Consider the following 24,553-nt stretch of genomic DNA (forward strand, 5'->3'; position numbering starts at 1 on the left):
GGCAAGGCAAAGCAACGCTGTATCATTCTTATTTTAAATGACTATACAAAACCATCTTGCAATATTTATTCGGAATATTCATGCCGTATTTTGCCGCCCGCATATCATCAAACAGCGTTTTTGCAGACGGCTTTTTGGGGTGATTTTGTCGTTTTTTGCGTTTTGTCAAACAGGTTGCATTTATTTTTAGTAAAATATAATTCTTTGTAACTAGTTATATGTGATTAAAATGGTCGATACGCAACAGAATACTCTTTCCCGCGATGCGGCAGCTGCTGCCAACCGCCGTTACCTGACAGTGTGGCGGTGGCATTTTTACGCCGGTATTTTTGTCGCGCCTTTTTTGATGCTGCTGGCGGCAACAGGTTTGGCAATGTTGTTGCTTGCCAATATCAGCGGAAGAGAGGGCGAACGGCTTGAAATCACGCCGCAGGCGGCGGTGCAGCCGCTTTCCGTTCAGGCGGAATCGGCACGTGCTTCTCTGCATTCCGAAACCGCATCCGTGGTGCAGTATATCGCGCCGCGTGCCGATAATATGGTTGCTGTGTTCCGTGTGAACGACGGCGGCAAGGCGGTAATGGCGGCGGTCGATCCTTATACCGCGCAAGTGGTGAAAACTTATCCGCGCAATCAGGACTGGTATCATTTGATGGACGAAATCCACAGCGATATGCTGATCGGTACGTTTGGCGATTATCTGTTGGAAACCGCGGCATCACTGACGATTCTGCTGATTGTCAGCGGCCTGTATCTGTGGTGGGCGAAGCAGGGGGATTTGAGTGCCGCGAAGAAGCTGAGAAATATGCTGTTTCCCGTTTGGGGCAGCGGCAGGAATGCGTGGCGCTGCGTACACAGCATGCTCGGTACATGGCTGTCGTTAGTTTTACTGACGTTTTGTCTGTCGGGCATTGCATGGGCGGGCATTTGGGGCGGCAAAATGGTGCAGGCTTGGAGCCAATTTCCGGCAGGCAAATGGGGTGTTGCGCCGAATCCGGAATCCGATGCGGCCACGCACGGGAAGTTATTGAACGACGGTAAAACCAAAGAAGTGCCGTGGGTATTGGAGCTTACACCCATGCCTCAATCGGGCACGACTTTGGGAGAAAACGGCATTGCCCCCGGCGAGCCGATAACTTTGGAAACGGTTGACCGTTATGCACGCGAAATCGGTTTCCGCGGACGCTACCAGCTTAATCTGCCGCAGGGCGAAACCGGTGTTTGGACTTTAAGCCAGGATTCGATGAGCTACGATGCCAACAGCCCCACCATCGACCGTACAGTACATATCGACCAATACAGCGGTAAGTTGCTGGCGGATATCCGTTATGACGACTACAACTGGTTCGGTAAGTTTATGGCAGTAAGCATTGCGCTGCACATGGGTACGCTGGGCTGGTGGAGCGTGGCGGCAAATGTATTGTTTTGTCTGGCAGTCATTGCCATGTGCGCCAGCGGTTTTGTGATGTGGTGGAAACGCCGCCCTGCACATGCGGTCGGCCTAACCCCGCCTGCACAAAAAACCAAGCTGCCGCCGTTTTGGGCAATGGCTGCGCCGCTGCTGCTGATTGCCACCGTATTCCCGACTGCCGTTGCGGCCATTCTGCTGGTCTGGGTGTTGGATACGTTGGTTTTGGCGCGTGTTCCGGCATTGGCAAAATGGTTTAAATAAGGTTTGAATGAAGCCGGAAAGGAACGGGACGGCGGGCAGTAGTGCGGTACGGTCAGGCGGAGCGGGAAAATATCGCCAGTGCAATGACGGCCGCCGCAGTACTGCATTGCCGTACGGTTTGTATGCTTTGTACTCCGCCATCTGTATCAGTTGCCGTTTTCCGACTGTGCTCCGCATCTTTCCGATTTTGCCAATGACACGGCAGCCGTTGCAACATTCAAAACGGCTGCCGTCTGCATTTCAAAACCGCAATATCGCGTTATAATCTAGCGGTTCGAGCAAAGTCTGTCCGTTTTGCAGACGGCATAGCAGGAAAACAAATGAAATATAAAGACTTACGCGACTTTATCGCCCAACTTGAAGCAGACGGCAAACTCAAACGCATCAGTATGCCCGTGTCGCCGCATTTGGAGATGACCGAAATCGCCGACCGCGTATTGCGTGCCGGTGGGCCGGCGTTGCTGTTTGAAAACCCCGTGCGCCAAGACGGCACACCTTACCGCTATCCCGTGCTGGCCAACTTGTTCGGCACGCCCGAGCGCGTGGCTTTGGGTATGGGGGTAGGCGATGTTTCCGCCTTGCGCGAAATCGGTAAAACCTTGGCCTATTTGAAAGAGCCGGAGCCGCCCAAAGGCATTAAAGATGCGTTTTCCAAGCTGCCGCTCTTAAAAGACATTTGGAGCATGGCACCGAATGTGGTGAAAAACGCGCCGTGCCAAGAGATTGTTTTGGAAGGTGATGAGGTGGATTTGACCGCACTGCCGATTCAGCACTGCTGGCCGGAAGATGTGGCGCCGTTGGTGACTTGGGGCTTAACCGTTACCCGAGGGCCGCACAAAAAACGCCAAAACCTCGGCATTTACCGCCAACAGCTCATCGGCAAAAACAAGCTGATTATGCGCTGGCTGTCGCACCGCGGCGGTGCGTTGGATTATCAGGAGTTCCGCCGTCAAAACCCCGACAAACCCTATCCCGTAGCCGTGGTTCTGGGTTGCGACCCTGCCACCATTTTGGGCGCGGTTACACCCGTTCCCGATACTTTGAGCGAATACCAGTTTGCCGGCCTGTTGCGCGGTTTGCGTACGGAATTGGTGCAATGTATCGGCAGCGATTTGCAGGTGCCCGCGCGGGCGGAAATCGTGCTCGAAGGCGTGATTCACCCGAACGAAACCGCGTTGGAAGGGCCTTACGGCGACCATACCGGTTATTACAACGAGCAAGACCGGTTCCCCGTGTTTACCGTCGAGCGCATCACCATGCGCAAAGATCCGGTTTACCACAGCACCTACACGGGCAAACCGCCTGATGAGCCGGCCGTTTTGGGCGTGGCGTTAAACGAAGTATTCGTGCCGCTGCTGCAAAAGCAGTTTCCCGAAATCGTCGATTTCTACCTGCCGCCCGAAGGCTGTTCCTACCGCATGGCGGTAGTGAGCATCAAAAAGCAGTACGCCGGACACGCCAAGCGCGTGATGATGGGCTGCTGGTCGTTCCTGCGCCAGTTTATGTACACCAAGTTTATTATCGTGGTAGATGACGATGTGGACTGCCGCGACTGGAAGGAAGTGATTTGGGCGGTTACCACGCGCATGGATCCGGTGCGCGATACCGTGCTGGTGGAAAATACCCCGATCGATTATCTCGATTTCGCCAGCCCGGTCAGCGGCTTGGGCGGCAAAATGGGCTTGGATGCGACCAACAAATGGCCGGGTGAAACCGACCGCGAATGGGGACGCGTAATTCGAAAAGACCCTGCCGTTACCGCCAAAGTCGATGCCATGTGGCAGGAATTGGGCTTGTAGCGGAGATTTCTGCTATAAAGGCCGTCTGCAAAATCAAATTTGCAGACGGCCTGAAACCTTGGTAAAAACAGGAAACAAACCAAAGCTGAGGGTCGGGTCAGGTTTTACACCCGCCCGAAAATTGAACAAACACCTTGAACGTTACCACTTCAAAAAGCCCAAGCAAGCGGGGGTAAAACCCGCCCCGACAAGCCTTGTGATGAATGGTGCAAAAGCCCCGGCCTTATTGCGGATACAACAAGCAAATCAGCGGCAAAGGAAAACGGGCGGCAAATCCATACCGCTGCATCTACCCTCTTGTTCGCACCCGGCGCGGCTTGGCGCACGCTGCGTTAATGTGCCATTTCCTGCACGGCTTGGTTCAGCCCCACCGCCAGCGATTCGAGCATGGCGGTGTAGCCGTCGCCCTGCTGCACGGTTTCGGCGTGAAACGGGCGGCTTTGTCCGTCGGGCCACAGGGCATAACCGCTGACAATGGTTTTGCCCAGATAGCTGCCGTTAAATGCTTCGACATAGATTTTCAGCTGCTGCGCGCTTTGGCTGCGGGCGGCAGGTACGAAGGTGTAGCGGTGGTTCAGGCGGTTGAGCTTGTTGCTCAGGCTGTTTGCCAATGCGCCGTCCAGCGGGGTTGCCCACAGGTGGTTGCGGGCGAAGTTGAGATGGTGGGCATCGGTTTGGTACACCAGCCCGCCTTTGTTCAATGCGCTGTTCAGGTACACGTTAACAGCGATTTCGCTGCCCTGCCGTGCGGGCTGGATATATTGGCTGTCGGGCAAAACGAAATAGCTGGGGCTTTGGGTGCTGCCGCAGGCGGCAAGCAGGAATGCGGCGGCAAGGGGGGCAAGGCGCATCAGCGGCCTCCTTTCGGAATCGGGTCTTTGGTGCTGCTGTTGAAAATCAGCGCGTTGGGTTTTTCTTTCAGGGTATCGATAACGGGCTGAACGTCTTTCAGGGTTTTATCCAGATTGTTCAGGGTTTGCTGTACGTCGCGGTAAACCGGCGATTGCGGCGATACGCCTTTCAGCACTTGGCGCAGCTCTTTCAGGGTTTGGTTCAATTCGTTCGGAATGTTTTGCGTTTGCGGTCGGGCAACCAGTGTATTCAACGAATTTAAGGTTTTGTCGGCGGTTTTCAGCGTGGTTTTCAGCTCTGCCAGCGAATTGTTCAAACTGCCGACGGTTTTATCCAGCGGCAGGCGGTTGAGTTTGTCGAGCAAGGCAGCCGCTTGCGCCTGTATATCGTCCAAACCGCCGCCCTGTGTGGCGATAACGGTATCTCCGCCATATACGCTGTGCGGTTTGAGTTTGGGCAAAGACGAAAGCCGGTCAGTCAATTCAATCATTTTACTGCCGGTAATCAGGTTGTTGCTGCTGATGGTGGCGGTCAGCCCTCTGGATAATGCCGTCTGAAATTGTTGCCGCCAATAATCTTTGCTTTGCGCCTCCGCATTGATTTCGATACGCGAAGGTTCGATACGCAAACGGACAGGAATCCAGCCGTCTTCCAGCAAATAAAGGCTGTCGTTGGGCGCGAAATACGGCACGTCTGCGACAACACCAATGTTGATGCCTTTGTATTCCACCGGCGCGCCTGCGTTCAAGCCGCGTACGGATTGTTTGAAAAAGGCAGTGTAATACAGCGAACGCTCGCCGGCGAGGTTTTCGACTTCGCTGCGGCTGCCGTATAACGTAAATTTGTCTTCGTTCACCACGGCACGGTTGCTTTCCCGCTTGGGAGAATCAAAGGAGATGGCGCCGGAAAGCAATGCGGCAAGCGGCGCGGAATCCAAGCTGATTCCGCCGCCGTCTGTTTTGATATTGATGCCGCTTTCCAGCCAAAAGCGGCTGCCGGCATTAATCAGTTTATCGTTCGGACTTTGGATAAAAATGGTGTAATGCACTTTTTGCGCGGCAGGGTCGAAATGCGCGCTTTCGATTTGCCCGACCATAAAGTTTTCAAACAAAATAGGACTGCCGACGCTCAAGATGCGGTCATTCTCTCCTTCCAGCTTCAAACGCAAACCGCTTTGTCCGATGGCAGCAATCGGCGGAATATCCAACACCTGAAATTCGTATTTGGCCTCTTCGCTTTTGCCGGGCGTAAAGGCAATATACGAACCGGACAGCAGCGTACCCAAACCGGTTACACCGCTTTGGTCGATACGCGGCTTCACCACCCAAAACTGGGTATCGCTGCGGATTAAATCTTTCACATCGGCATTCAGTTGCGCGGTAATCTGCACACCTTTCTGATCTTCGCGCAGCTTGATTTTCGTAACCCTGCCGACATTGACATCCAAGACCTTGATAACCGTATTGTTTACCTCAATCCCTTCGGCACTGTCCATCAGCAGCGTTACCGTCGGGCCGGTATTGCGTATCTGCTTCATCAGCAGCCAGCCGCCGGCAATCAGCGCCAGCAGCGGAATCACCCACACCACCGAGGCAAACACATTGGTTTTTTTGACACGCGCAGGTGCAGCGGCCAAATCATTGCTTTTATCGTTCATATCACACATCTATGCCGTCTGCATTTTCGGCACGTTTGTACCATTTATCCCAAATCAGACGCGAATCAAAAAAGTAAGCGGAAAGCATCGTCAACACCACCACCAAACAAAAATACAGGGCGGCCTCGCCCGGCACGACACGGGCAAGATTGGTATGAAACGCGCTCATCAAAATAATAATCACAAAAATATCAATCATCGACCAGCGGCCGACCGATTCCGTCAATCGGTATATCACCGCCATCTTCGGCGCAGCCAGCGGCGGCCGGCATATCGAAGCCGAAGCAATCAATACCGCCATCGCCACAATCTTCAAAATCGGAATCAGAATACTGGCGCAAAAAATAATGGCCGCAATCAAATGATCTCCCTCTTTCCACATATACACAATACCATTAAAAATCGTATTGATTTCCAAAGCAGTAGGATTGGAAGAAATCATAATCGGCAGCAAATTTGCCGGCACATACAACACCGCCGCCGCAATCAGAAATGCCAGAGAAATGCCCAAACTCTTCGGCCTCCTGCGGTACAAATCCGCACCGCAAACACCACATTCCTGCTCGTCTTTATCACGAAAATACAAACAACGGCTGCAACAGATTTTATTACCGTCTGCCGTCTGCACCACATCATAACCGCGCATACGGTGAATATGATAATACACCCAGTGCGGCGGCACCGACACCACCGTCCGCACCAACATCAAAGCCAACCCGAACATCAAATAAAAAGCCGGCCCGAACGACACATCAGCCACCGCCGACAACTTAATATACGCCACCAAAGTCGAAATAAAAAACACATCGACCATAATCCAATGGCGCAGCCTCGCCAGTATTCTCGTCGCCCCAAACAAACCGGGCAACACCCTTCCCCGCACCAGCGCACCGTACACATACAAACACAACAACAAATAAAGCAACGGCGTACCGAAAGTCAGCACAAACATCACCTCGGCAAGAAAACCAAAGTCCTGCAACACCAAAAGACGCATCATTTCCGGCAGCGACAAAATAGACACCACCCCGAACATCTCAACCGTTACAAACATCATGCTGTACACAAACGCCATCAGCACCAGCGAAGCCGACGCATACGCCAACGGCGCGGCAAACGGATGCTTTTCCACCTGCACGACTTCATGATTGCAAGTCGGACAATGCACCTCATTACCCTCTTCCAAGCGCGGAATATCCATACGGCTGCCGCAATCCGGGCAATCCACAACATGTGCAGGCAAAGCAGTACCGGCATACCCGCTCCGCTCCTGTCCGAAGCGGAAGCCGGTTTGGATAAACTTCATATCTAACCAAACATTTCCCCGCCCGCCGCCAAATCCGCAGCAAACGGATAACAAATATCAAATCAAGCGCGCCATTATAGAGCAAAACTTCCAAACCGTGAACCAAAGCCACCACAATGATAAGCAGATGAAAAGCCAAATAAAAAATTTGAAAACAGCCCAAATCCCCCCGCCTGCCGCTACCCGCTTTTTGCCAAAATTAAAACAAAAAAGGCCGTCTGCAAAATCCAATAGATTTTACAGACGGCCTTGATATTTATTCTTCCAACATACTGCCGATTTCCTGTGCCGCCTGCCGCATTTCCGGCAGGAATGCCAGCAAGTCTTCGAGCGATTTTCTGATAATCGGGGAATGTACTATCAATCCGCCCAAGAAATTTCCTTTCCCGTCGGCAATCGGTACGGCGCACCCTACCAAACCGGCCACAAACTCCTGATCATCCGTGCCGTAGCCACATTTTTCGGTTTGCTTGATATCCGCCAGCAATGCCTGCGTATCGGTAAGCGTATTCTGCGTCAGACGTGTCAACGTCATGTTTTCAATCTGCCGTTTACGTTTGGCGGCATTGAGCGTGCTCAAATACAATTTGCCGCCTGCGGTGCAGTACAGCGGCACTTGTGTGCCGACGGGCAGGTAAACCTGAAGGGGCCAGTTGGTCTGTACGCGGTCGCTGTACACCATCGCATTGCCGTGCGGAATGCTGATGCCGCAAGTTTCACCGATTTTTGCCGACAAACCGTTTAATACCGCCTCCCGCTCCGCTTTGAAGCGTTTGTTCTGCCAGATGTTGATGCTCATGCGCTGGGCGCGGACACCGGGAACCAACCCGCCCTGCAAATCGGTCTGAATGAAGCCCTCTCCCTCCAAAAGTTGCAACAGGCGGTGCAAACTGGGTTTGGGAATGCCCAATTCCTGTATCAAATCATACGGCACAAGTGGGCGTTCTGCCTCTGCAACAGTTTCTAAAATTTCTAACACCCGCGTAATCGAAGATCCGCGTACGGATTCTGTTTCACTCATAACAAACGGCTTCAAAGGTTGGCAATACGGTATTTTAGGTCATTTTTCTGCCGTCATAAACTGCCGTTTCATTTCAAAATTCTCCCCTACGAGCAAATGCTCAACTTTTTTTATCAATAAAATCAATTAATTAAATCTAAAATTTGGTTAGCTTTCCCGAATCAGGTTGAATGTTGTTTTTCTTTGTTATAAGTTTCACAAAACGATACTTTTTGTATCGTTTTATAAAAATAACAAAGGAGGAAAGGATATGTTGAGTCTGACCGGTATTGTTTTGTCGCTCATCCTGCTGATGTTTCTGGCCTACCGCGGCCACAGCGTACTGATTCTTGCGCCGGTACTGGCCATGCTGGCGGTATTGTTCAGTGCGCCGCCGAACGAACTTTTAGGTACGTATACGCAGGTGTTCATGCAGGGAATGGGCGGCTTTGCCGTCAAGTTTTTTCCGGTTTTTCTGCTGGGTGCGGTTTTCGGCAAGTTGATGGAAGATTCGGGAGCGGCGCATACGATTGCTTATGCCTTGGTGAAACGCTTGGGGCGGCAGCAGGCGTTGCTGGCGATTGCGCTTTCGTCGGCGATTCTGACCTACGGCGGTGTGTCGGTATTTGTGGTGACGTTTGCGGTGTTTCCGATTGCGGCGGCGTTGTTTCGTGAAATCGATATTCCAAAACGTTTGATTCCGGGTGCGATTGCTATCGGTTCGCTTACATTTACCATGACAGCGTTGCCCGGTTCGCCTGCGATTCAAAATGCGATTCCGATGCCTTATTTCCAAACCGATGCTTTCGCCGCGCCCGGGCTGGGACTGGTTGCTTCGCTGATTATGTTTACCGGAGCGGTTTGGTGGATGAAAGGCCGTCTGAAGCGTGCTTTGGCGGCAGGCGAAGGCTACGGCGACCACCACGACAGCCACATCAAAGAGCAGGATTTCAAACACCTGCCGCCGCTGTGGGGAGCGGTTGCTCCGATTGTTTTGGTGATTTTTCTGAACTATGTGCTGACCAAATTCATGCTGCCTGCAATGGATACGGCGTATCTGGCTGAAAAGAAATTCGGCGGCGTTTCGCTCAACTCGGTGGCGGGCTTGTGGGCGATTATCGCGGCATTGGCGGGAGGCTGTCTGTTACTGGTGTTTGCCAACATGAAATATTGGCGCAATTTGAAAAAGTCGGTCAACGACGGTGCGATGGGTTCGCTGCTGCCGATTTTCAATACCGCTTCGGAGGTGGGCTACGGCACGGTTATTGCGACCTTGGCAGGTTTTGTGATTCTGCGTGATTTTCTTCTGGGGCTGTCGCCCGGCAATCCGCTGGTTTCCGAAGCCATCGTCATCAATGTAATGGCGGGCATTACCGGCTCGGCTTCGGGCGGCATGAGCATTGCCTTGAGCGCAATGGGTGAAACCTATATGCAGTTGGCGGCACAATTCGGCATTTCCCCCGAACTGATGCACCGCGTGGCCTCCATCGCTTCGGGCGGATTGGACGCACTGCCGCACAACGGCGCGGTGATTACCATGCTGACCATCTGCGGGCTGACCCACAAAGAATCGTATCTGGATATTTTCGTGGTATGCGTCGTTGTGCCGCTGGCGGCTTTGGCTGCGGTGCTCGTACTGGGTACGGTATTCGGATCGTTTTAAGCAGACATGCCGTCTGAAAACCGCTTTCTTTTTTCAGACAGCCTTTACAAACACCATAGCAGAAAAGGAGAAACATAATGTCCGCACCGATTGTTTTACCCCGCCTCATGCACATCGGCAGAAACGCCTGCGGCAAAATACCCGAAACACTGGCCGCGCTCGGCTGCTCCAAGCCGCTCATCGTTACAGACAAAATGATGGTCCAACTCGGTTATACCGCCCGCATCACCGATATTCTTACCGCGTCCGGCATCACCGCCGACATTTACAGCGACACCGTGCCGGAACCGACCGACACGTCGATTGCCGGCGGCGTGGAAATGGTCGGGCGCGGCGATTACGACAGCGTGATTGCCTTAGGCGGCGGCAGCCCCATCGACAGTGCGAAAGCGATTGCGGTAATGGGCAAACACGGCGGCAGCATCCGCGACTACCGCTTCCCGCGCCAAGTCAACGAAGCGGGACTGCCGCTGATTGCCGTACCGACTACTGCCGGAACGGGATCGGAATGCACCCGTTTCACCATCATCACCGACGAAGCGGCAAATGAAAAATTATTGTGCGTCGGTTTGGGATTTATGCCGGCCGCGGCAATCGTCGATTATACGCTGACCGTAAGCGTGCCGCCGCGTACCACCGCCGACACCGGCATCGACGCGCTCACCCATGCCATCGAAGCTTATGTCAGCCGCAAAGCCAATCCGTTCAGCGACATGCAGGCACTCGCCGCCATGCGTTTGATCGGCCCCAACCTGCGCACGGTGTATCACGACGGCGGCAACGAAGCGGCTCGCGAAGCGATGATGCTGGGCTCCATGCTGGCAGGCATGGCGTTTTCCAATGCTTCGGTGGCTTTGGTACACGGCATGAGCCGCCCCGTCGGTGCGTTTTTCCATGTGCCGCACGGCCTGTCCAACGCCATGCTGCTGCCTGCCGTAACCGCCTATTCGATTCCCGCCGCCGAAAGCCGTTATGCCGACTGCGCCCGCGCTATCGGCGTTGCCCTGCCCGACGACGGCAACGACACCGCCAACCGCAAATTATTATCCGAGCTCGAAGCCCTCAACCGCGAATTGAACGTGCCGACCTTGGCGCAATTCGGTGTCAGACGCGAAGATTTCGATGCCGTTACCGATACGATGGCACAGCAGGCACTGGCTTCCGGTTCGCCCGCCAATAACCCGCGTATTCCCGAACACGAGGAAATCGCCGCACTTTACCGCCAACTGTGGTAAGGCCGTCTGAAGTACCGGGGCGTTTTCAGACGGCATCAAACACCTTTCAAACAACGCGTTATGTTTGCAACGCTTAACCAAGGAGAAACATCATGACCCAAACCATCGGCCACTTCATTAACGGCAGCATCATCGAAGACACCGCACGCACGCAAACCGTGTTCAACCCCTCTACCGGCGAAGCCGCAAGAAAAGTCGCACTGGCTTCTAAGACCACCGTCGAAGAAGCCGTTGCCGCCGCCCAAGCCGCCTTTCCGGCATGGCGCAACACCCCGCCCGCCAAACGCGCACGGATTATGTTCCGCTACAAAGAGCTGCTCGAGCAAAACCGTGAAAAAATCTGCCGGCTCATCGGCTCGGAACACGGCAAAATCGTACACGATGCGGCGGGCGAATTGCAGCGCGGCATTGAAAACGTCGAATTTGCCTGCGGCGCGCCCAACCTGCTTAAAGGCGAATACAGCAAAAACGTCGGCCCCGACATCGATTCTTGGAGCGACTTCCAGCCTTTGGGCGTAGTGGCGGGCATTACCCCTTTCAACTTTCCGGCAATGGTTCCTTTGTGGATGTTCCCGCTCGCCATCGTGTGCGGCAACACTTTTGTCTTGAAGCCGTCCGAACGCGATCCGAGTGCACCGCTGTTTTTGGCGCAGCTTTTAAAAGAAGCCGGCCTGCCCGACGGTGTAATGAATGTGGTCAACGGCGATAAAGAGGCGGTCGATACCCTCTTAACCGATCCGCGCGTGCAAGCCGTGAGCTTTGTCGGATCCACTCCGATTGCACGCTACATCTACGCCACCGCTACCGCCAACGGCAAACGCTGCCAAGCCTTGGGCGGCGCCAAAAACCACGCCATCGTGATGCCCGATGCCGATTTGGATAACGTGGTCAATTCGCTCTTGGGCGCGGCTTTCGGCTCGTCGGGCGAACGCTGCATGGCTTTGTCGGTGGCCGTGGCGGTGGGTGACGAAACCGCCGACCGCATGATTGCCGGCATCAAAGAAGGCATGAAAACCATGAAAGTAGGTGCGTTTTCCGACGAAAGCAACCATTTCGGCCCGCTGATTACCGCCGAACACAAAGCCAAAGTGGAAAGCTACATCGACAGCGCGGAACAACAAGGCGCAACGATTGTGGTGGACGGCCGCAATCCCGAAGTGCCGTCTGAACTTGCCAAAGGCTTTTACCTCGGCGGCACGCTCATCGACCGCGTTACACCCGAAATGACCAGTTATCAGGAAGAAATTTTCGGCCCCGTACTGCAAGTGGTGCGCGTCAAAACCATGCAGGAAGCGATGGAGCTGATTAACCGTCACATCTACGGCAACGGCACCTGCATCTACACCCGCGACGGCGAAGCAGCACGCTATTTTGCCGACAACATTCCCGTAGGCATGGTCGGCATCAACATCCCGCTGCCCGTCCCCGTTTCCTATCACAGCTTCGGCGGCTGGAAACAGTCGGCATTCGGCGATTTGGGCGCATACGGCCCCGACGGCGTGCGCTTTTACACCCGCCGCAAAACCGTTACCCAACGCTGGCCGACTTCAGAAGTACGCGAAGGAGCAGTATTCTCCATGCCGACTTTAGGCTGAGTGAAACAGCGGACAAGTTTTGGTTTTACACACAGATACAGCTAAAAAGTAAATCCATAGCCGGCCTTCAAACAAAACAGGCCGTCTGCAAAACTTTCAGACGGCCTCCGGCCAAAGGAGGAACACAATGAGCATTCAAAACATCCTGTTTGTCGGTTTGGGCAATATGGGTGCGCCGATGGCCGCCAACCTGCTCAAAAAAGGCTACGCCTTACAGGTATCCGATCTCAACCCTGATGCAGTATCCGCCTTAACCAAACAAGGCGCACTATATGCCGCCGATTTGACACAAGCCGCCGCCCAAGCTGATGCCGTCATCACCATGCTGCCGGCAGGCAAGCATGTCAAAAGCGTTTATCTCGGTGAAAACGGCTTGTTCGGCCGTCTGAAACCCGACACCCTCGTCATCGACTGCAGCACCATCGCCGCCGATGATGCAAGGGAACTCGCCGCCGAAGCACAGGCACACCGTTTGCGTTTTTTAGAAGCACCCGTATCCGGCGGCATCAGCGGCGCGGCGGCAGGTACATTGAGCTTTATGATTGGCGGCAGCGGGGCCGATTTTCAGACGGCCAAGCCGCTGCTTGAAAGCATGGGCAAAAACATCTTCCATGCGGGCGGCAGCGGTGCGGGTCAAACCGCCAAAATCTGCAACAACATGCTTTTAAGCATCTTAATGACCGGCACCGCCGAAGCACTCGCCTTGGGCATCAAAAACGGCCTCGACCCCAAAGTATTGTCCGGCATTATGGCCGCCAGCTCGGGCGGCAACTGGGTACTTGACCGCTACAACCCCTATCCCGGCGTAATACCCGAAAGCCCCGCCTCCAAAGGCTACCGCAACGGCTTCATGTCCGCACTCATGCTCAAAGACCTCGACCTCGCTCTCGACAACGCCCGAACCGTCGGCTTAGCCGCACCAATGGGCGAAAACGCCCGCGCCTTGTACCTCAACATGAAAGCCCGAGGCCTGCTCGACTCAGACTTTTCGGCGGTAATGAAACTTTACACGGATATAGTCAAGTAACGCAAAATGAGATAAAGCAGCAAAGCCGCAGAGCTTACAGACAGTACAGGAAAGCGGACTTGCTGCTTCAGCAGTTTGGCTTCCTCTTTAAACAAGAGAGAGCAACGCGGTCTCATTCTGTGTTAAACAACTATGAAAGAATAGTTTTCACCACAAGCACTCCGAAACTTTTCGTATTCAGACCACTTGTGATTTGTTATTCACCGCAACAGAACTCCCGAACAACCCGACTGACATCATCACTATAGTCGAATAAAATAAGAATGAGACAAGGCAGCGAAGCCGCAGACAGTACATATAGTACGGCAAGGCAAAGCAACGCTGTATCATTCTTATTTTAAATGACTATAAAATTTCAGTGAAAAAGGCCGTCTGCAAAACCCGATGGATTTTACAGACGGCCTTTTACTTCAAACCATTATTTTAATGGCGGAAATGGCGGATACCGGTTACCACCATCGCCATGCCGTGTTCGTCCGCGGCGGCGAACACTTCCTCGTCGCGCATCGAACCTGCGGGGTGGATAATCGCTTTGATGCCTTGTTCCGCAATCACATCAATGCCGTCGCGGAACGGGAAGAATGCGTCAGAGGCGGCACACGCGCCGTGCAAATCCAGATTCGCATCTTGTGCTTTGCGGGCGGCGATGCGGGTGGAATCCACGCGGCTCATCTGACCTGCGCCGATGCCGTAGGTCTGGCCGCCTTTGCCGAATACGATGGCGTTGGATTTCACGAATTTCGCCACGTTCCACACAAACATCAGGTCCTGCCATTCCTGCTCGGTCGGTTGGCGTTTGGACACTACTTTCAAATCCTCGCGGCGGATTTGGTGGATGTCGGGCGTTTGTACCAGCAGCCCGCCGCCGACGCGTTTCAATTCGAAGCGGTTGGCACCGGCCGAGAGCGGCACTTCCAACACGCGCACGTTTTTCTTGGCGGCGGCGATTTCCAAGGCTTCGACGGTAAACGACGGTGCCATCAATACTTCCATAAACTGGTTGTCGGTGATTTGTTTCACCGTTTCGCCGTCCACTTCGCGGTTAAAGGCGATGATGCCGCCGAACGCGCTGGTGGTGTCGGTGGCGTAGGCCAGTTTGTAGGCGGTCAACGTGTCGGCAGCCACGGCCGCGCCGCACGGATTGGCGTGTTTCACAATCACGCAGGCGGGCTGGTCGAAGGATTTGACCGCTTCCCAAGCCGCATCGGAATCGGCGATGTTGTTGTAAGACAATTCCTTGCCCTGCAATTGTTTGTACGCGCTCAAGCTGCCCGCCGCCGGATAAATGTCGCGGTAAAACGCGGCTTGTTGGTGCGGGTTTTCGCCGTAGCGCATATCCTGCACTTTTACCCAGCTTTGGTTGAACTGGCTCGGGAACGGGTTGACCTCCGGCTCGCCCGCCAGTTTTTCGTCTGACAGGGAAGTCAGATAATTGGAAATCATGCCGTCGTATTGGGCGGTGTGGCTGAAGGCTTTGCGCGAGAGGTTGAAACGGGTTTTGTCGCTCAATGCGCCGGCGTTGCTTTCCAGCTCGGCGGCAACAGCCGGAAAGTCGGCGGTATCGGTGACGATGGCGACGTGTTTCCAGTTTTTCGCGGCGGACCGCACCATGGTCGGGCCGCCGATGTCGATGTTTTCAATTGCGTCTTCCAAAGTGCAGCCGGGTTTGGCGATGGTGGCGGCAAACGGATAGAGGTTGACGGCGACCAAATCGATGTTGCCGATTTCGTATTCTTCCATTTTGGCAACGTGTTCGCTCAAATCGCGGCGCCCCAGGATACCGCCGTGGATTTTCGGGTGCAGCGTTTTCACGCGGCCGTCGAGCATTTCGGGAAAGCCGGTGTAATCAGCCACTTCGATAACGGGCACGCCCGCATCGGCCAGCAGTTTGGCGGTGCCGCCGGTAGACAAAATCTCAACGCCCAGCTTGTGTAAGGTTTGGGCAAACTCAACCACGCCGGTTTTGTCGGAGAGGCTGATGAGGGCACGTTTTACGGTTGCCATTTGGTTTCCTTTTATGAGAGAAGTTTCGGAAGAAAACGGAAATTCAAAGCCGTACCCATGCAGATTTTACGAAACTGAAACGAAGTTTCTGCGAAGCTGAAACGGCTTTGGGAAAGTAAATTTTTTACAGCGCGTATTATCCGCCATTTTGGAGTTTTTGGCAGTAAAAATGCCAACAATTTTAAGGGGAATTTGCCAAAAGGCCGTCTGCAAAATTGATGGTTCGGGCGGTTTGGGCAAAGAATATTTTTGGCAAATCTTGAATGTGTTGCGAAATAAGATTACGGACTTCCCTTATTTACAGGATATAAAATTTAAAGAAATATTAAGCCGGCCCTCCGTTCCATTATCTAGGCAAGGTCAGCCATCAATGGGCGGCAGCTTGATTCCTTTTTCGCTTGTTTTAAAACCGCCACCAGCTCGCTGGTGTTGATTTCGATTTCAATCATGTTGGAATAAATTCCATATAGGCGGGTGTTACCAATGGGCAACGGGTCGGTGTTATGTTTCTCATACGCCGGTTTATGTCAGTTCGAGTCCGGCCACCGTCTATATACTTTCTCAAAGGCAAGAGGATTTCCTATTGGTAAAGGTTAGGTGTTCCTATTATGCAGGTTCGATTCCTGCTCCTCTTTCCTTATTCATCGTCCGGTTCTGTCTTTGTGCAGAACCCGTTTTGCCTGTTTGGCATCAGCAATACCGGCACGGTTAATCTTTTTCATTTTTCTGCAAACCTGAAGCCACTTGACTCAACTTCCCTTGTATTGCCCGCAACTGTTCTCCGGCAGTATTCAGCTTGTTTTTCAACCTTATGTTCTCTTGATAAAGATTAACCAGTGTTTTTTCTAATCCCACATGCCCTTGATAAAGATTGGCCAACTTCTCCTCGGCGGGAACCGACAATTTGATGCATTCAATCAAATCAGGGGTAATATGCGTATCGACTGCATTGGCCAGTAGCTTTTCTACAAAACAAGACAATAAAAAGTCCTTGCTTTGATTGAAATTTTTCGCAAATTCAAATGAATCTGCAAATAAAGATACCAACTCAAGGGCTATTTCACCCGCGTTCTTTTTGCTAAAGCCACGACCGGAAAAATTATGATGTTTTGCAATCTCAAAATTATCATGATTCAAATAACCGCAACCGCCAAAGTGGTCATAACAGTAAACCGGCTTATGGCTTAACAGAGCATATTGAACCGTTTTCCCTATCGTTACAATAACATCATACCCGCCAATCAGTTGCGGCGTAATTTCAACTTGCGTTGTCCGCATACCGATAAAATCAACAGTAACGCCGTTTTGACCCAGCAATTTAGCCGCTTCAACCATTTCCGTAGGCGGATGATTGGAAATCACGGCAATTTTCTTTAATTGCGCCAATCCCGTATTGGCTTGAACAAACTCATCAGGCGCGGCATTGTGGCTGACCGTTACTTGCTGCGGCGGTATGCCGAAACTGCTTAATTTTTCACGCGTTTCCTCGCTATTGGCAACAAAGTTTGCCTGCAGCTTCTTCATGTAAGGCAAAGCGCTCATTTCAAACATTTCAAATGGCGACAAATGTACTGAAATGATTTTCAATGAAAAATTTGATTTGTCGATTTGTGGATTCGCTGATTCGCTGATTCGCTGATTCGCTGATTCGCTGATTCGCTGATTCGCTGATTCGCTGATTCGCTGATTCGCTGATTCGCTGATTCGCTGTTTTCCCGTTTGTTTATGTTTAAACAAACGGGAAAACAGCGAATGCTGAGACCATACCAAGTCGTATTCTGACACATCAATATCATCGATGTTTCCAATAAGATCCGCCGCAGCAAAATGCTGCACCACAGGCCGGCCGAAAACATTGGCATAAACATGAACCACATCATTTTTCGCTTTAAAGTAGCGGTACAACTCTAAAATCTGTACTTCACTGCCTGCATACACTGCCAACTGATTGGTTAAAAGCAATATTTTCATTAGTCAATGTTTCCTTGATTGAGTCTTGGCGAAAAATTTAGGGTTTATCGGGTATTATCCTTAATTCATACATGATCGATAATGAAACGGGAAATGCTGTTCAATACTTATTGTGATAATCCCAAGCTACGTTTTGCAGACGGCCTTTTCCCGCCCCAACCACTTCGGCAACATACCTGCCAGCAGCGCTGCCGCAATCACAACGACTACACCCGATACGGCCAACGGGGAAAGCCGCTCGCCCAGCAACACTACCGCCAATAATACGCCGAACACCGGCTCAAGCGAAATCAACAGCCCCGACAAGTTGGCCGATACGCTGTTCATGCCTTTGTTCCACAACCAATAGGCAAACCAACTGCAACCGATACCCAAATACAGTAGAGCCGCTATGCCTTGGACATTCCAATCAATCTGCGGCGCAGGCGACAACACCAGCACAACCGGTAAGCACATAACTGCCGCCGCCGCAATCGACACCGGCGTATATGCTGCCGCGCCGATGTCGGCAATCAGCTTCTGCGTCGGGCGCATGACCAAGCAAAACACCAATCCTGCCAAAAACACCAGCAGGCAGCCGAACAAATCAATTTCTCCGCCTTCCTCGCCACCGCCTAAAATCAGCAGCAACACGCCGAAAAATGCTGCCGCGCCGCACAACCAGTGATACCACTCTGCCTTGTCGCGAAAGAAGAAATGGCCGACCATCACCATCAAAATCGGCTCCAGCCCGACGATGGTTACCGCACTGGCGGCCGAGGTATATTGCACGCCGATTAACTGCAGCATCAGCACCGCCACATAGTTGCCAAACGCCAGCCACAACAGCGATTTCCATTTGTCTTTCGGAATGCGCCCGAGCACGCGGCGGCAGGCCGGCAACACCAGCAATGCGGCAATCAGCAGGCGGATTTGTACCGCCCACACCGCGTCTAACATGGTGTAGGCGTATTTCGCGGCGATAAACGAACTGCCCCACATAAACAAGGCGAGAATTTGAAAAAACATATTTGCAGACGGCCTTAGGCTTCCAACAGGCCGTGTTGCAGCAGTTTTTTACGCAGCGTGTTGCGGTTCAAACCCAACATGGCTGCCGCTTTGGATTGGTTGCCGCCGCATTCTTCCATCACGCAGGCAAGCAGCGGTTTTTCTACTTGGTTCAATACCATATCGTAAACGGCACAAGGTGTTTCGCCGTCCAAATCTTTGAAATACTGCCTGATATTGTGTTCGATACATTGGGCGATGTCGGGGATATTGTTTTTCATATTCATTGTTCCGTAGGATTTGAAGCGTTTATTTCGGATTGTCGGTCTGCACAAGTGGCTAAAAAGCCGTCTGAAAAATCGCGGTTTATCTTTTTCAGACGGCCTCAAAACAAATTATATATGCAGAAACGATATATTATGCGTCAATGTTTTGTGCAATCAAGGCGTTGTTCTCGATAAAGGCGCGGCGCGGTTCGACTTCGTCGCCCATCAGGGTTACAAACACTTCATCTGCCGCAATCGCGTCTTCAATGCGTACTTTCAGCAGGCGGCGCACGGCGGGATCCATGGTGGTTTCCCACAACTGCTCGGGATTCATCTCGCCCAAGCCTTTATAACGCTGTATGCTCATGCCTTTTTGCGCCGCGCTCATCAGAATGTCCAATGCTTCTTCAAAGCTGCCCACTGCCTGTTCGTTTTCGCCTTTCACCAGCTTGGCTTCTTGTCCGACCAGACCTTTCAGCGCGGCAGCGGTTTGGCTGATGGTTTGATACGCTTTGCTGCTGAGGAATTTCGGCTCGATGTAGCTGACCATCACATTACCGTGCAGCTTGCGGGTGATTTTGATGAAGTGTCCGCCTTCGCTGCCTTCCACACGCTCCAATGCTACTTCTTTTTCATCGAGCAGTGCGGTCAGGTTGGCGATGGCTTTGTCTGTGCTTTCCGTTGAGGACAAATCAACCGTATCCGCATACAGCATGGCATTCAACACCAAATCATCAATCACGCGGCTTTCTTGTGCGATGGCGGCTTTGGCCTGCAAAAACTGCTTGGCTGCGCCCGCCAACTCTTCACCCTCGACAATGCGGCCGTCTGAAATGAGTTTGGCTTTATCCACCGCCAGACTCAACAGCCATTGGTCTTTTTCGGCTTCGTCCTGCAAATAACGCTCCTGCTTGCCGTATTTGGCTTTGTAAAGCGGCGGCTGGGCGATGTAGATATAACCGCGCTCCACCAGCTCCGGCATTTGGCGGTAGAAGAACGTCAGGAGCAGCGTGCGGATGTGTGCGCCGTCCACATCGGCATCGGTCATAATGATGATGCGGTGGTAGCGCAATTTTTCGGGGTTGAACTCTTCTTTGCCGATACCTGCGCCCAAAGCGGTAATCAGTGTCGCAACCTCTTGGCTGGCAAGCATTTTTTCAAAACGTGCTTTTTCCACGTTCAAAATTTTGCCTTTGAGCGGCAGAATCGCTTGGAATTTGCGGTCGCGCCCCTGTTTGGCGGAACCGCCGGCGGAATCGCCCTCGACCAGATACAGTTCCGACAACGCAGGATCTTTTTCCTGACAGTCTGCCAGCTTGCCGGGCAGACCCAAACCGTCCATCACACCTTTTCGGCGCGTGATTTCGCGGGCTTTGCGCGCCGCTTCTCGCGCACGGGCGGCTTCAACGATTTTGCCGGTAATGATTTTGGCTTCGGTCGGATTTTCTTCCAAAAATTCGGTCAATGCCTGATTGATGACTTCGTTCACGACAGGTCCGATTTCGCTGGAAACCAGTTTGTCTTTGGTTTGCGAAGAGAATTTCGGATCGGGCAGCTTGACCGACAATACACAAGTCAAACCTTCGCGCATATCGTCGCCGCTGGTATCGACTTTGGCTTTTTTCGCCACTTCGTTGGCTTCGATATAGCTGTTGATGGTGCGCGTCATCACTTGGCGCAGCGCGGTCAGATGCGTACCGCCGTCACGCTGCGGGATATTGTTGGTGAAGCATTGCACCGACTCCTGATAGCTGTCGTTCCACTGCATCGCCACTTCCACACCCATACCGTCTTTTTCGCCGGCTGCATAGAAGATTTTTTCATGCAGCGGCGTTTTTTTGCGGTTCATGTATTGGACGAAACCCGCCACGCCGCCGGAAAGCGCGAAACTCTCGTGTTTGCCGTCGCGCTCGTCGGTCAGCTCGATGTCCACACCGTTGTTTAAAAACGACAATTCGCGGATGCGCTTGGCTAAAATATCAAAACTGTATTCCACCGTACCGAATGTGGCCTCGCTGGCAAGAAAGCGCACGGTCGTACCTTTTTTATCGGTATCGCCGACCACGGCCAACGGTTTTTCCGATGCGCCGTTGATAAAGCGCACGAAATGCTCTTTGCCGTCGCGGTAGATGGTCAGCGTTACCCAATCGGACAGCGCATTAACCACGGAAACGCCGACACCGTGCAGGCCGCCGGAAATTTTATAGCTGTTGTTGTCGAATTTGCCGCCCGCGTGCAGGATGGTCATGATGACCTCCGCTGCGGAAATGCCCTCTTTCGGGTGTATGCCCGTCGGCATGCCGCGGCCGTTGTCGGATACGCTCACGGAATTGTCCGCATGGATAATCACACGGATTTTGTCGCAATGACCGGCCAAAGCCTCGTCGATGGCGTTGTCCAATACTTCGAACACCATGTGGTGCAGGCCGCTGCCGTCCTGCGTATCGCCGATATACATACCCGGGCGTTTGCGCACGGCCTCCAAGCCTTCGAGCACTTGGATACTGTCGGCACCGTATTCTTCGTGTTTTTGGTCGGTCATAATGTCTTTTCTTTTGAAACTAAAGGGAAATTCAAATTCAGGCCGTCTGAAATTCCGAAACGGGAAACCAATCGGACCAAACGGCAAATAACACAAAATTATACCTGATTTTGATGGGAAATTCAGCAAAAAGGCCGTCTGAATATTTTCAGACGGCCTTCGTTATTCCGACATCAAATCCGCATCGGCATTACGATGTATTTGAAATTCGGATTGTTCGGTACGGTAAACAGCGTCGAGCGGTTGGCATCGCCGAAAGCGAGCTGCATGTCTTCCGAATGGATATTGCGTAATACGTCCATCAGGTAGCCGATGTTGAATCCGACTTCGAGTTCGCCGCCCTGATAGGCGATTTCCAGCTCTTCGCGTGCTTCTTCCTGCTCGTTATTGGAGCAGACCACGCTCAGCAAGCCCGGTTGCAGGAACAATCTTGCACCGCGGAATTTTTCGTTGGCCAAAATCGCCGCACGCTCCAATGCACCCAACAAGGCTGTGCGCGAAACCAAGAAAATTTTATCATTGTCCAGCGGAATCACGCGGTTGAAATCGGGGAATTTTCCGTCGATGACTTTGCTGACGATAACGGTATCGTTGCAGCGGAATCGCACTTGGTTGTTCAGCAGCTCGATACTGATTTCTTCGCTCGGATGATTCAGGAGCTTGAAGAGTTCCAATACGGTTTTGCGCGGCAGAATCACTTCGGCTTTGGGCAGCTCCGCTTCGATTTCGCTGGCGGCATAGGCCAGACGGTGGCCGTCGGTGGCGACGAGGCGGAGTTGCCGGCCTTCCACCTGCATCAATAAGCCGTTGAGATAATAGCGGATGTCTTGAACGGCCATGCTGTATTGCACTTGCGACAACATGTTTTTAAAGTTTTCCTGCTTGAGCGAGAATGCCACGCTCACATCCTCGCCCACGCTCATCAGCGGGAAATCCTCGGCCGGCAGGGTTTGCAGGGCGAAGCGGGATTTTCCGGCCTTAAGTGTCAAACGGTTGTCCGCCCAATCCAAAGAAACGATGGCGCTCTCGGGCAGGGCGCGCAGAATGTCTTGGAGTTTCTTGGCATTGGTGGTAATGCGGAAATCACCGGCAGAGGCTTGCGGGCCGGCGGTATTGATTTGGATTTCCAAGTCGGTTGCCAAAATATTGGTTTGGCCGCCGCTGCTTTCGAGCAGGACGTTGGACAGAATCGGCAGGGTGTGGCGTCGTTCGACAATGCCGGTTACGGCTTGCAGCGGCTTGAGCAGGCTGTCGCGGTCGGCTTGTAAAATCAACATGGGGTATTCCTTGTGATCAGGGTTAAGCGGGAATATCGGGGTTTGTTTTGCAGACGGCCTGTTGAGATACCGATGCCGTCTGCAAATCAGTTTTGAATCATAATCAGCAGTTTTTCATAATCCTGCGCCAATTCGGGATCTTCTTCGCGCAATTTGGCAACGGCTTTCACGCCGTGCATCACGGTGGTATGGTCGCGGTCTCCAAACGCAGCTCCGATGGCGGGCAAGCTGAGATTGGTCAGCTCCTTGGTCAGGCTCATGGCAACCTGACGCGGACGGGCGATGTTGCGCGTCCGCTTTTTGCCGACAATCTCGGCAGGCTTAATCCGGTAATGCTTGGCGGTTTCAAAAATAATCATGTCGGCGGTGATGACTTTGTGCTTCACCGCAATGATGTCCTGCAGCGACTCGCGTGCCAAATCAATATCGATGGGCTTGTTCATAAAACGGCTGCTGGCGCTGACGCGGTTGAACGCACCTTCCAGCTCGCGCACATTGGAACGGATGAGGTTGGCAATGAAAAACGCCGCTTCTTCGCTGATTTTCACGCCGGCGGATTCCGCTTTCTTCTGCAAAATCGCCACACGCATTTCCAACTCGGGCGGTTCAAGTTCCAGCGTCAAACCCCAAGAAAAACGGGATTTGAGGCGGTCGTCCATATCTTCGATTTTGGCAGGCAGTACGTCGCAGGTCAGAATCAACTGTTTTTTTTCATTATGGAAATGGTTGTACAGATAGAAAAATTCTTCCATCGTACGGTCTTTGCCTTTAATAAACTGAATATCGTCGATAATCAGCAAATCATATTGCTTGTATTGTTGCTTGAACGCATCAAACGTACCGTTGCGCGCGGCAACCATCAGGCTGCGTACATAATCATCAGCGTGCATATAGCGCACCTTGGCATCCGGCTTGTTTTTCAGCAATTCGTTGCCGATGGCCTGAACCAAGTGGGTTTTACCCAAGCCAGTGCTGCCGTACAGGAAAAACGGGTTGTAGTTTGTCCCCGGGCTTTCCGAAATCGCTTCCGCTGCCGCAGCGGCAAGGCGGTTGCCCTTACCCGCCACCAATGTTTCAAACGTATAATCCGGCGACAGATTGGTTTTCTGATAACGCGCTTCTTCCGCCTCGCGCCGAACTTCTTCATTGATTTTCCCGACAGCCGCCTTCGGCTCTTCCGTTTTCGCGGCAGCAGCAGGCTTAGGCTCTTGCGGCAAACTTTTCAAACGCGCCGCCAAAATCTCCTGAGCACTTTTCTTTGATAACGAGCGGACGTTTTCAGATGGCGGCACATCAGATTTTTGTTCTACCGCCGTATCTGCCGTATCTTTATATCCCGCATCCGCCGCACCGCTTTCCGCCATCGCATAAGCCTGCCCCGCCCCGGGCTTGAATGCAAACGCACTTTGTTGCGGCGCAAGCTCGGCGCGAACCTGTTCGATTTTGGCAGCAAACTGGTTTTTGAGCATATTGCAGGCAAACTGGTTTTTGCCGTACACCACCCACACACCATCCTCCTCGCCCACGGTCAACGGCGCAATCCATTGACGGAACTGCTGTTCCGTAAGGGTATCGGAAAGTCTGCGGAGGCACAGCGGCCAAAATTCTGCTAACGTCATATCAGGCTCGGTACGGAACATCAAAACAACGGCAAAGGCCGTCTGCAAAACGGCGGCACGCCCGAAATCCGCGCACTGACAGCG

The 24,553-nt window shown here is 52.7% G+C and carries 17 protein-coding genes; 6 read left to right on the plus strand and 11 right to left on the minus strand.

Annotation, left to right across the window (positions count from 1 at the left end):
- Positions 1-229: 229 nt before the first annotated feature.
- Both EL111_RS08455 and ubiD read left to right on the plus strand, forming a co-directional pair.
- The gene (locus tag EL111_RS08455) at positions 230-1,669 is read left to right on the plus strand and encodes a PepSY-associated TM helix domain-containing protein (protein WP_123794642.1); all 1,440 of its coding nucleotides are present in this window, start codon (positions 230-232) and stop codon (positions 1,667-1,669) included.
- A gap of 320 nt (positions 1,670-1,989) precedes the next feature.
- A complete protein-coding gene (gene ubiD / locus EL111_RS08460) occupies positions 1,990-3,468 on the plus strand; it encodes a 4-hydroxy-3-polyprenylbenzoate decarboxylase (protein WP_123794643.1) in 1,479 nt (492 codons plus the stop codon).
- 332 nt (positions 3,469-3,800) lie between these two features.
- Here ubiD and EL111_RS08465 read toward each other — a convergent pair whose 3' ends face one another.
- The 4 genes from EL111_RS08465 to EL111_RS08480 all read right to left on the minus strand — a co-directional run bounded on the left by EL111_RS08465 (position 3,801) and on the right by EL111_RS08480 (position 8,304).
- Positions 3,801-4,319: a PqiC family protein gene (locus EL111_RS08465; protein ID WP_123794644.1), complete on the minus strand. Its 519-nt coding sequence runs from the start codon at positions 4,317-4,319 to the stop codon at positions 3,801-3,803.
- Positions 4,319-5,977 (minus strand): intermembrane transport protein PqiB, encoded by a 1,659-nt coding sequence (gene pqiB / locus EL111_RS08470; RefSeq protein WP_123794645.1) that lies wholly within the window; start codon positions 5,975-5,977, stop codon positions 4,319-4,321. The genes EL111_RS08465 and pqiB overlap by 1 nt, the downstream gene beginning before the upstream one ends.
- A 1-nt stretch (position 5,978) precedes the next feature.
- Positions 5,979-7,283 (minus strand): paraquat-inducible protein A, encoded by a 1,305-nt coding sequence (locus EL111_RS08475; protein WP_162842947.1) that lies wholly within the window; start codon positions 7,281-7,283, stop codon positions 5,979-5,981.
- Between the two features lie 256 nt (positions 7,284-7,539).
- Positions 7,540-8,304 (minus strand): IclR family transcriptional regulator, encoded by a 765-nt coding sequence (locus EL111_RS08480; RefSeq protein ID WP_123794646.1) that lies wholly within the window; start codon positions 8,302-8,304, stop codon positions 7,540-7,542.
- A 250-nt stretch (positions 8,305-8,554) separates the two neighbouring features.
- On the opposite strand from EL111_RS08480, the gene EL111_RS08485 reads away from it, so the two are divergent.
- The 4 genes from EL111_RS08485 to mmsB all read left to right on the plus strand — a co-directional run bounded on the left by EL111_RS08485 (position 8,555) and on the right by mmsB (position 13,803).
- Positions 8,555-9,946, plus strand: coding sequence for a GntP family permease (locus EL111_RS08485; protein WP_123794647.1), 1,392 nt, complete (start codon positions 8,555-8,557; stop codon positions 9,944-9,946).
- 77 nt (positions 9,947-10,023) lie between these two features.
- Positions 10,024-11,181, plus strand: a complete 1,158-nt coding sequence (locus EL111_RS08490; protein WP_123794648.1) for an iron-containing alcohol dehydrogenase — start codon at positions 10,024-10,026, stop codon at positions 11,179-11,181.
- A gap of 92 nt (positions 11,182-11,273) precedes the next feature.
- Entirely contained in the window at positions 11,274-12,776 is a 1,503-nt protein-coding gene (locus EL111_RS08495; protein ID WP_123794649.1) for a CoA-acylating methylmalonate-semialdehyde dehydrogenase, read from the plus strand.
- Between the two features lie 85 nt (positions 12,777-12,861).
- Positions 12,862-13,803, plus strand: a complete 942-nt coding sequence (gene mmsB / locus EL111_RS08500) for a 3-hydroxyisobutyrate dehydrogenase (RefSeq protein WP_331838786.1) — start codon at positions 12,862-12,864, stop codon at positions 13,801-13,803.
- A gap of 423 nt (positions 13,804-14,226) precedes the next feature.
- Here the strand turns inward: mmsB and purH are convergent, their stop codons facing one another.
- From purH to dnaA, 7 genes are all read right to left on the minus strand, one after another.
- Positions 14,227-15,807, minus strand: a complete 1,581-nt coding sequence (gene purH / locus EL111_RS08505) for a bifunctional phosphoribosylaminoimidazolecarboxamide formyltransferase/IMP cyclohydrolase (RefSeq protein WP_123794651.1) — start codon at positions 15,805-15,807, stop codon at positions 14,227-14,229.
- A gap of 708 nt (positions 15,808-16,515) precedes the next feature.
- Positions 16,516-17,778 (minus strand): hypothetical protein, encoded by a 1,263-nt coding sequence (locus EL111_RS08510; RefSeq protein ID WP_126325852.1) that lies wholly within the window; start codon positions 17,776-17,778, stop codon positions 16,516-16,518.
- Positions 17,779-17,904: 126 nt separating this feature from the next.
- The gene (locus tag EL111_RS08515; RefSeq protein WP_123794654.1) at positions 17,905-18,786 is read right to left on the minus strand and encodes a DMT family transporter; all 882 of its coding nucleotides are present in this window, start codon (positions 18,784-18,786) and stop codon (positions 17,905-17,907) included.
- A gap of 14 nt (positions 18,787-18,800) precedes the next feature.
- Positions 18,801-19,046, minus strand: a complete 246-nt coding sequence (locus EL111_RS08520) for a Fis family transcriptional regulator (protein ID WP_123794655.1) — start codon at positions 19,044-19,046, stop codon at positions 18,801-18,803.
- 136 nt (positions 19,047-19,182) lie between these two features.
- Positions 19,183-21,573, minus strand: a complete 2,391-nt coding sequence (gene gyrB / locus EL111_RS08525; RefSeq protein ID WP_123794656.1) for a DNA topoisomerase (ATP-hydrolyzing) subunit B — start codon at positions 21,571-21,573, stop codon at positions 19,183-19,185.
- 173 nt (positions 21,574-21,746) lie between these two features.
- The gene (gene dnaN, locus EL111_RS08530; RefSeq protein WP_123794657.1) at positions 21,747-22,850 is read right to left on the minus strand and encodes a DNA polymerase III subunit beta; all 1,104 of its coding nucleotides are present in this window, start codon (positions 22,848-22,850) and stop codon (positions 21,747-21,749) included.
- 86 nt (positions 22,851-22,936) lie between these two features.
- Positions 22,937-24,469 (minus strand): chromosomal replication initiator protein DnaA, encoded by a 1,533-nt coding sequence (dnaA, locus tag EL111_RS08535; RefSeq protein WP_123794738.1) that lies wholly within the window; start codon positions 24,467-24,469, stop codon positions 22,937-22,939.
- Between the last annotated feature and the right edge of the window lie 84 nt (positions 24,470-24,553).

Origin of the sequence: Neisseria animalis, from assembly GCF_900636515.1 — a bacterium.
GTDB classification, from domain to species: Bacteria; Pseudomonadota; Gammaproteobacteria; order Burkholderiales; family Neisseriaceae; genus Neisseria; species Neisseria animalis.

What these genes read in the sequence shown, in the direction of transcription:
- EL111_RS08455 (WP_123794642.1), top strand. Translation starts at nt 230, where the DNA reads ATGGTCGATACGCAACAGAATACTCTTTCCCGCGATGCGGCAGCTGCT.
- ubiD (WP_123794643.1), top strand. Translation starts at nt 1,990, where the DNA reads ATGAAATATAAAGACTTACGCGACTTTATCGCCCAACTTGAAGCAGAC.
- EL111_RS08465 (WP_123794644.1), bottom strand. Translation starts at nt 4,319, where the DNA reads ATGCGCCTTGCCCCCCTTGCCGCCGCATTCCTGCTTGCCGCCTGCGGC.
- pqiB (WP_123794645.1), bottom strand. Translation starts at nt 5,977, where the DNA reads ATGAACGATAAAAGCAATGATTTGGCCGCTGCACCTGCGCGTGTCAAA.
- EL111_RS08475 (WP_162842947.1), bottom strand. Translation starts at nt 7,283, where the DNA reads ATGAAGTTTATCCAAACCGGCTTCCGCTTCGGACAGGAGCGGAGCGGG.
- EL111_RS08480 (WP_123794646.1), bottom strand. Translation starts at nt 8,304, where the DNA reads ATGAGTGAAACAGAATCCGTACGCGGATCTTCGATTACGCGGGTGTTA.
- EL111_RS08485 (WP_123794647.1), top strand. Translation starts at nt 8,555, where the DNA reads ATGTTGAGTCTGACCGGTATTGTTTTGTCGCTCATCCTGCTGATGTTT.
- EL111_RS08490 (WP_123794648.1), top strand. Translation starts at nt 10,024, where the DNA reads ATGTCCGCACCGATTGTTTTACCCCGCCTCATGCACATCGGCAGAAAC.
- EL111_RS08495 (WP_123794649.1), top strand. Translation starts at nt 11,274, where the DNA reads ATGACCCAAACCATCGGCCACTTCATTAACGGCAGCATCATCGAAGAC.
- purH (WP_123794651.1), bottom strand. Translation starts at nt 15,807, where the DNA reads ATGGCAACCGTAAAACGTGCCCTCATCAGCCTCTCCGACAAAACCGGC.
- EL111_RS08510 (WP_126325852.1), bottom strand. Translation starts at nt 17,778, where the DNA reads ATGAAAATATTGCTTTTAACCAATCAGTTGGCAGTGTATGCAGGCAGT.
- EL111_RS08515 (WP_123794654.1), bottom strand. Translation starts at nt 18,786, where the DNA reads ATGTTTTTTCAAATTCTCGCCTTGTTTATGTGGGGCAGTTCGTTTATC.
- EL111_RS08520 (WP_123794655.1), bottom strand. Translation starts at nt 19,046, where the DNA reads ATGAAAAACAATATCCCCGACATCGCCCAATGTATCGAACACAATATC.
- gyrB (WP_123794656.1), bottom strand. Translation starts at nt 21,573, where the DNA reads ATGACCGACCAAAAACACGAAGAATACGGTGCCGACAGTATCCAAGTG.
- dnaN (WP_123794657.1), bottom strand. Translation starts at nt 22,850, where the DNA reads ATGTTGATTTTACAAGCCGACCGCGACAGCCTGCTCAAGCCGCTGCAA.
- dnaA (WP_123794738.1), bottom strand. Translation starts at nt 24,469, where the DNA reads ATGACGTTAGCAGAATTTTGGCCGCTGTGCCTCCGCAGACTTTCCGAT.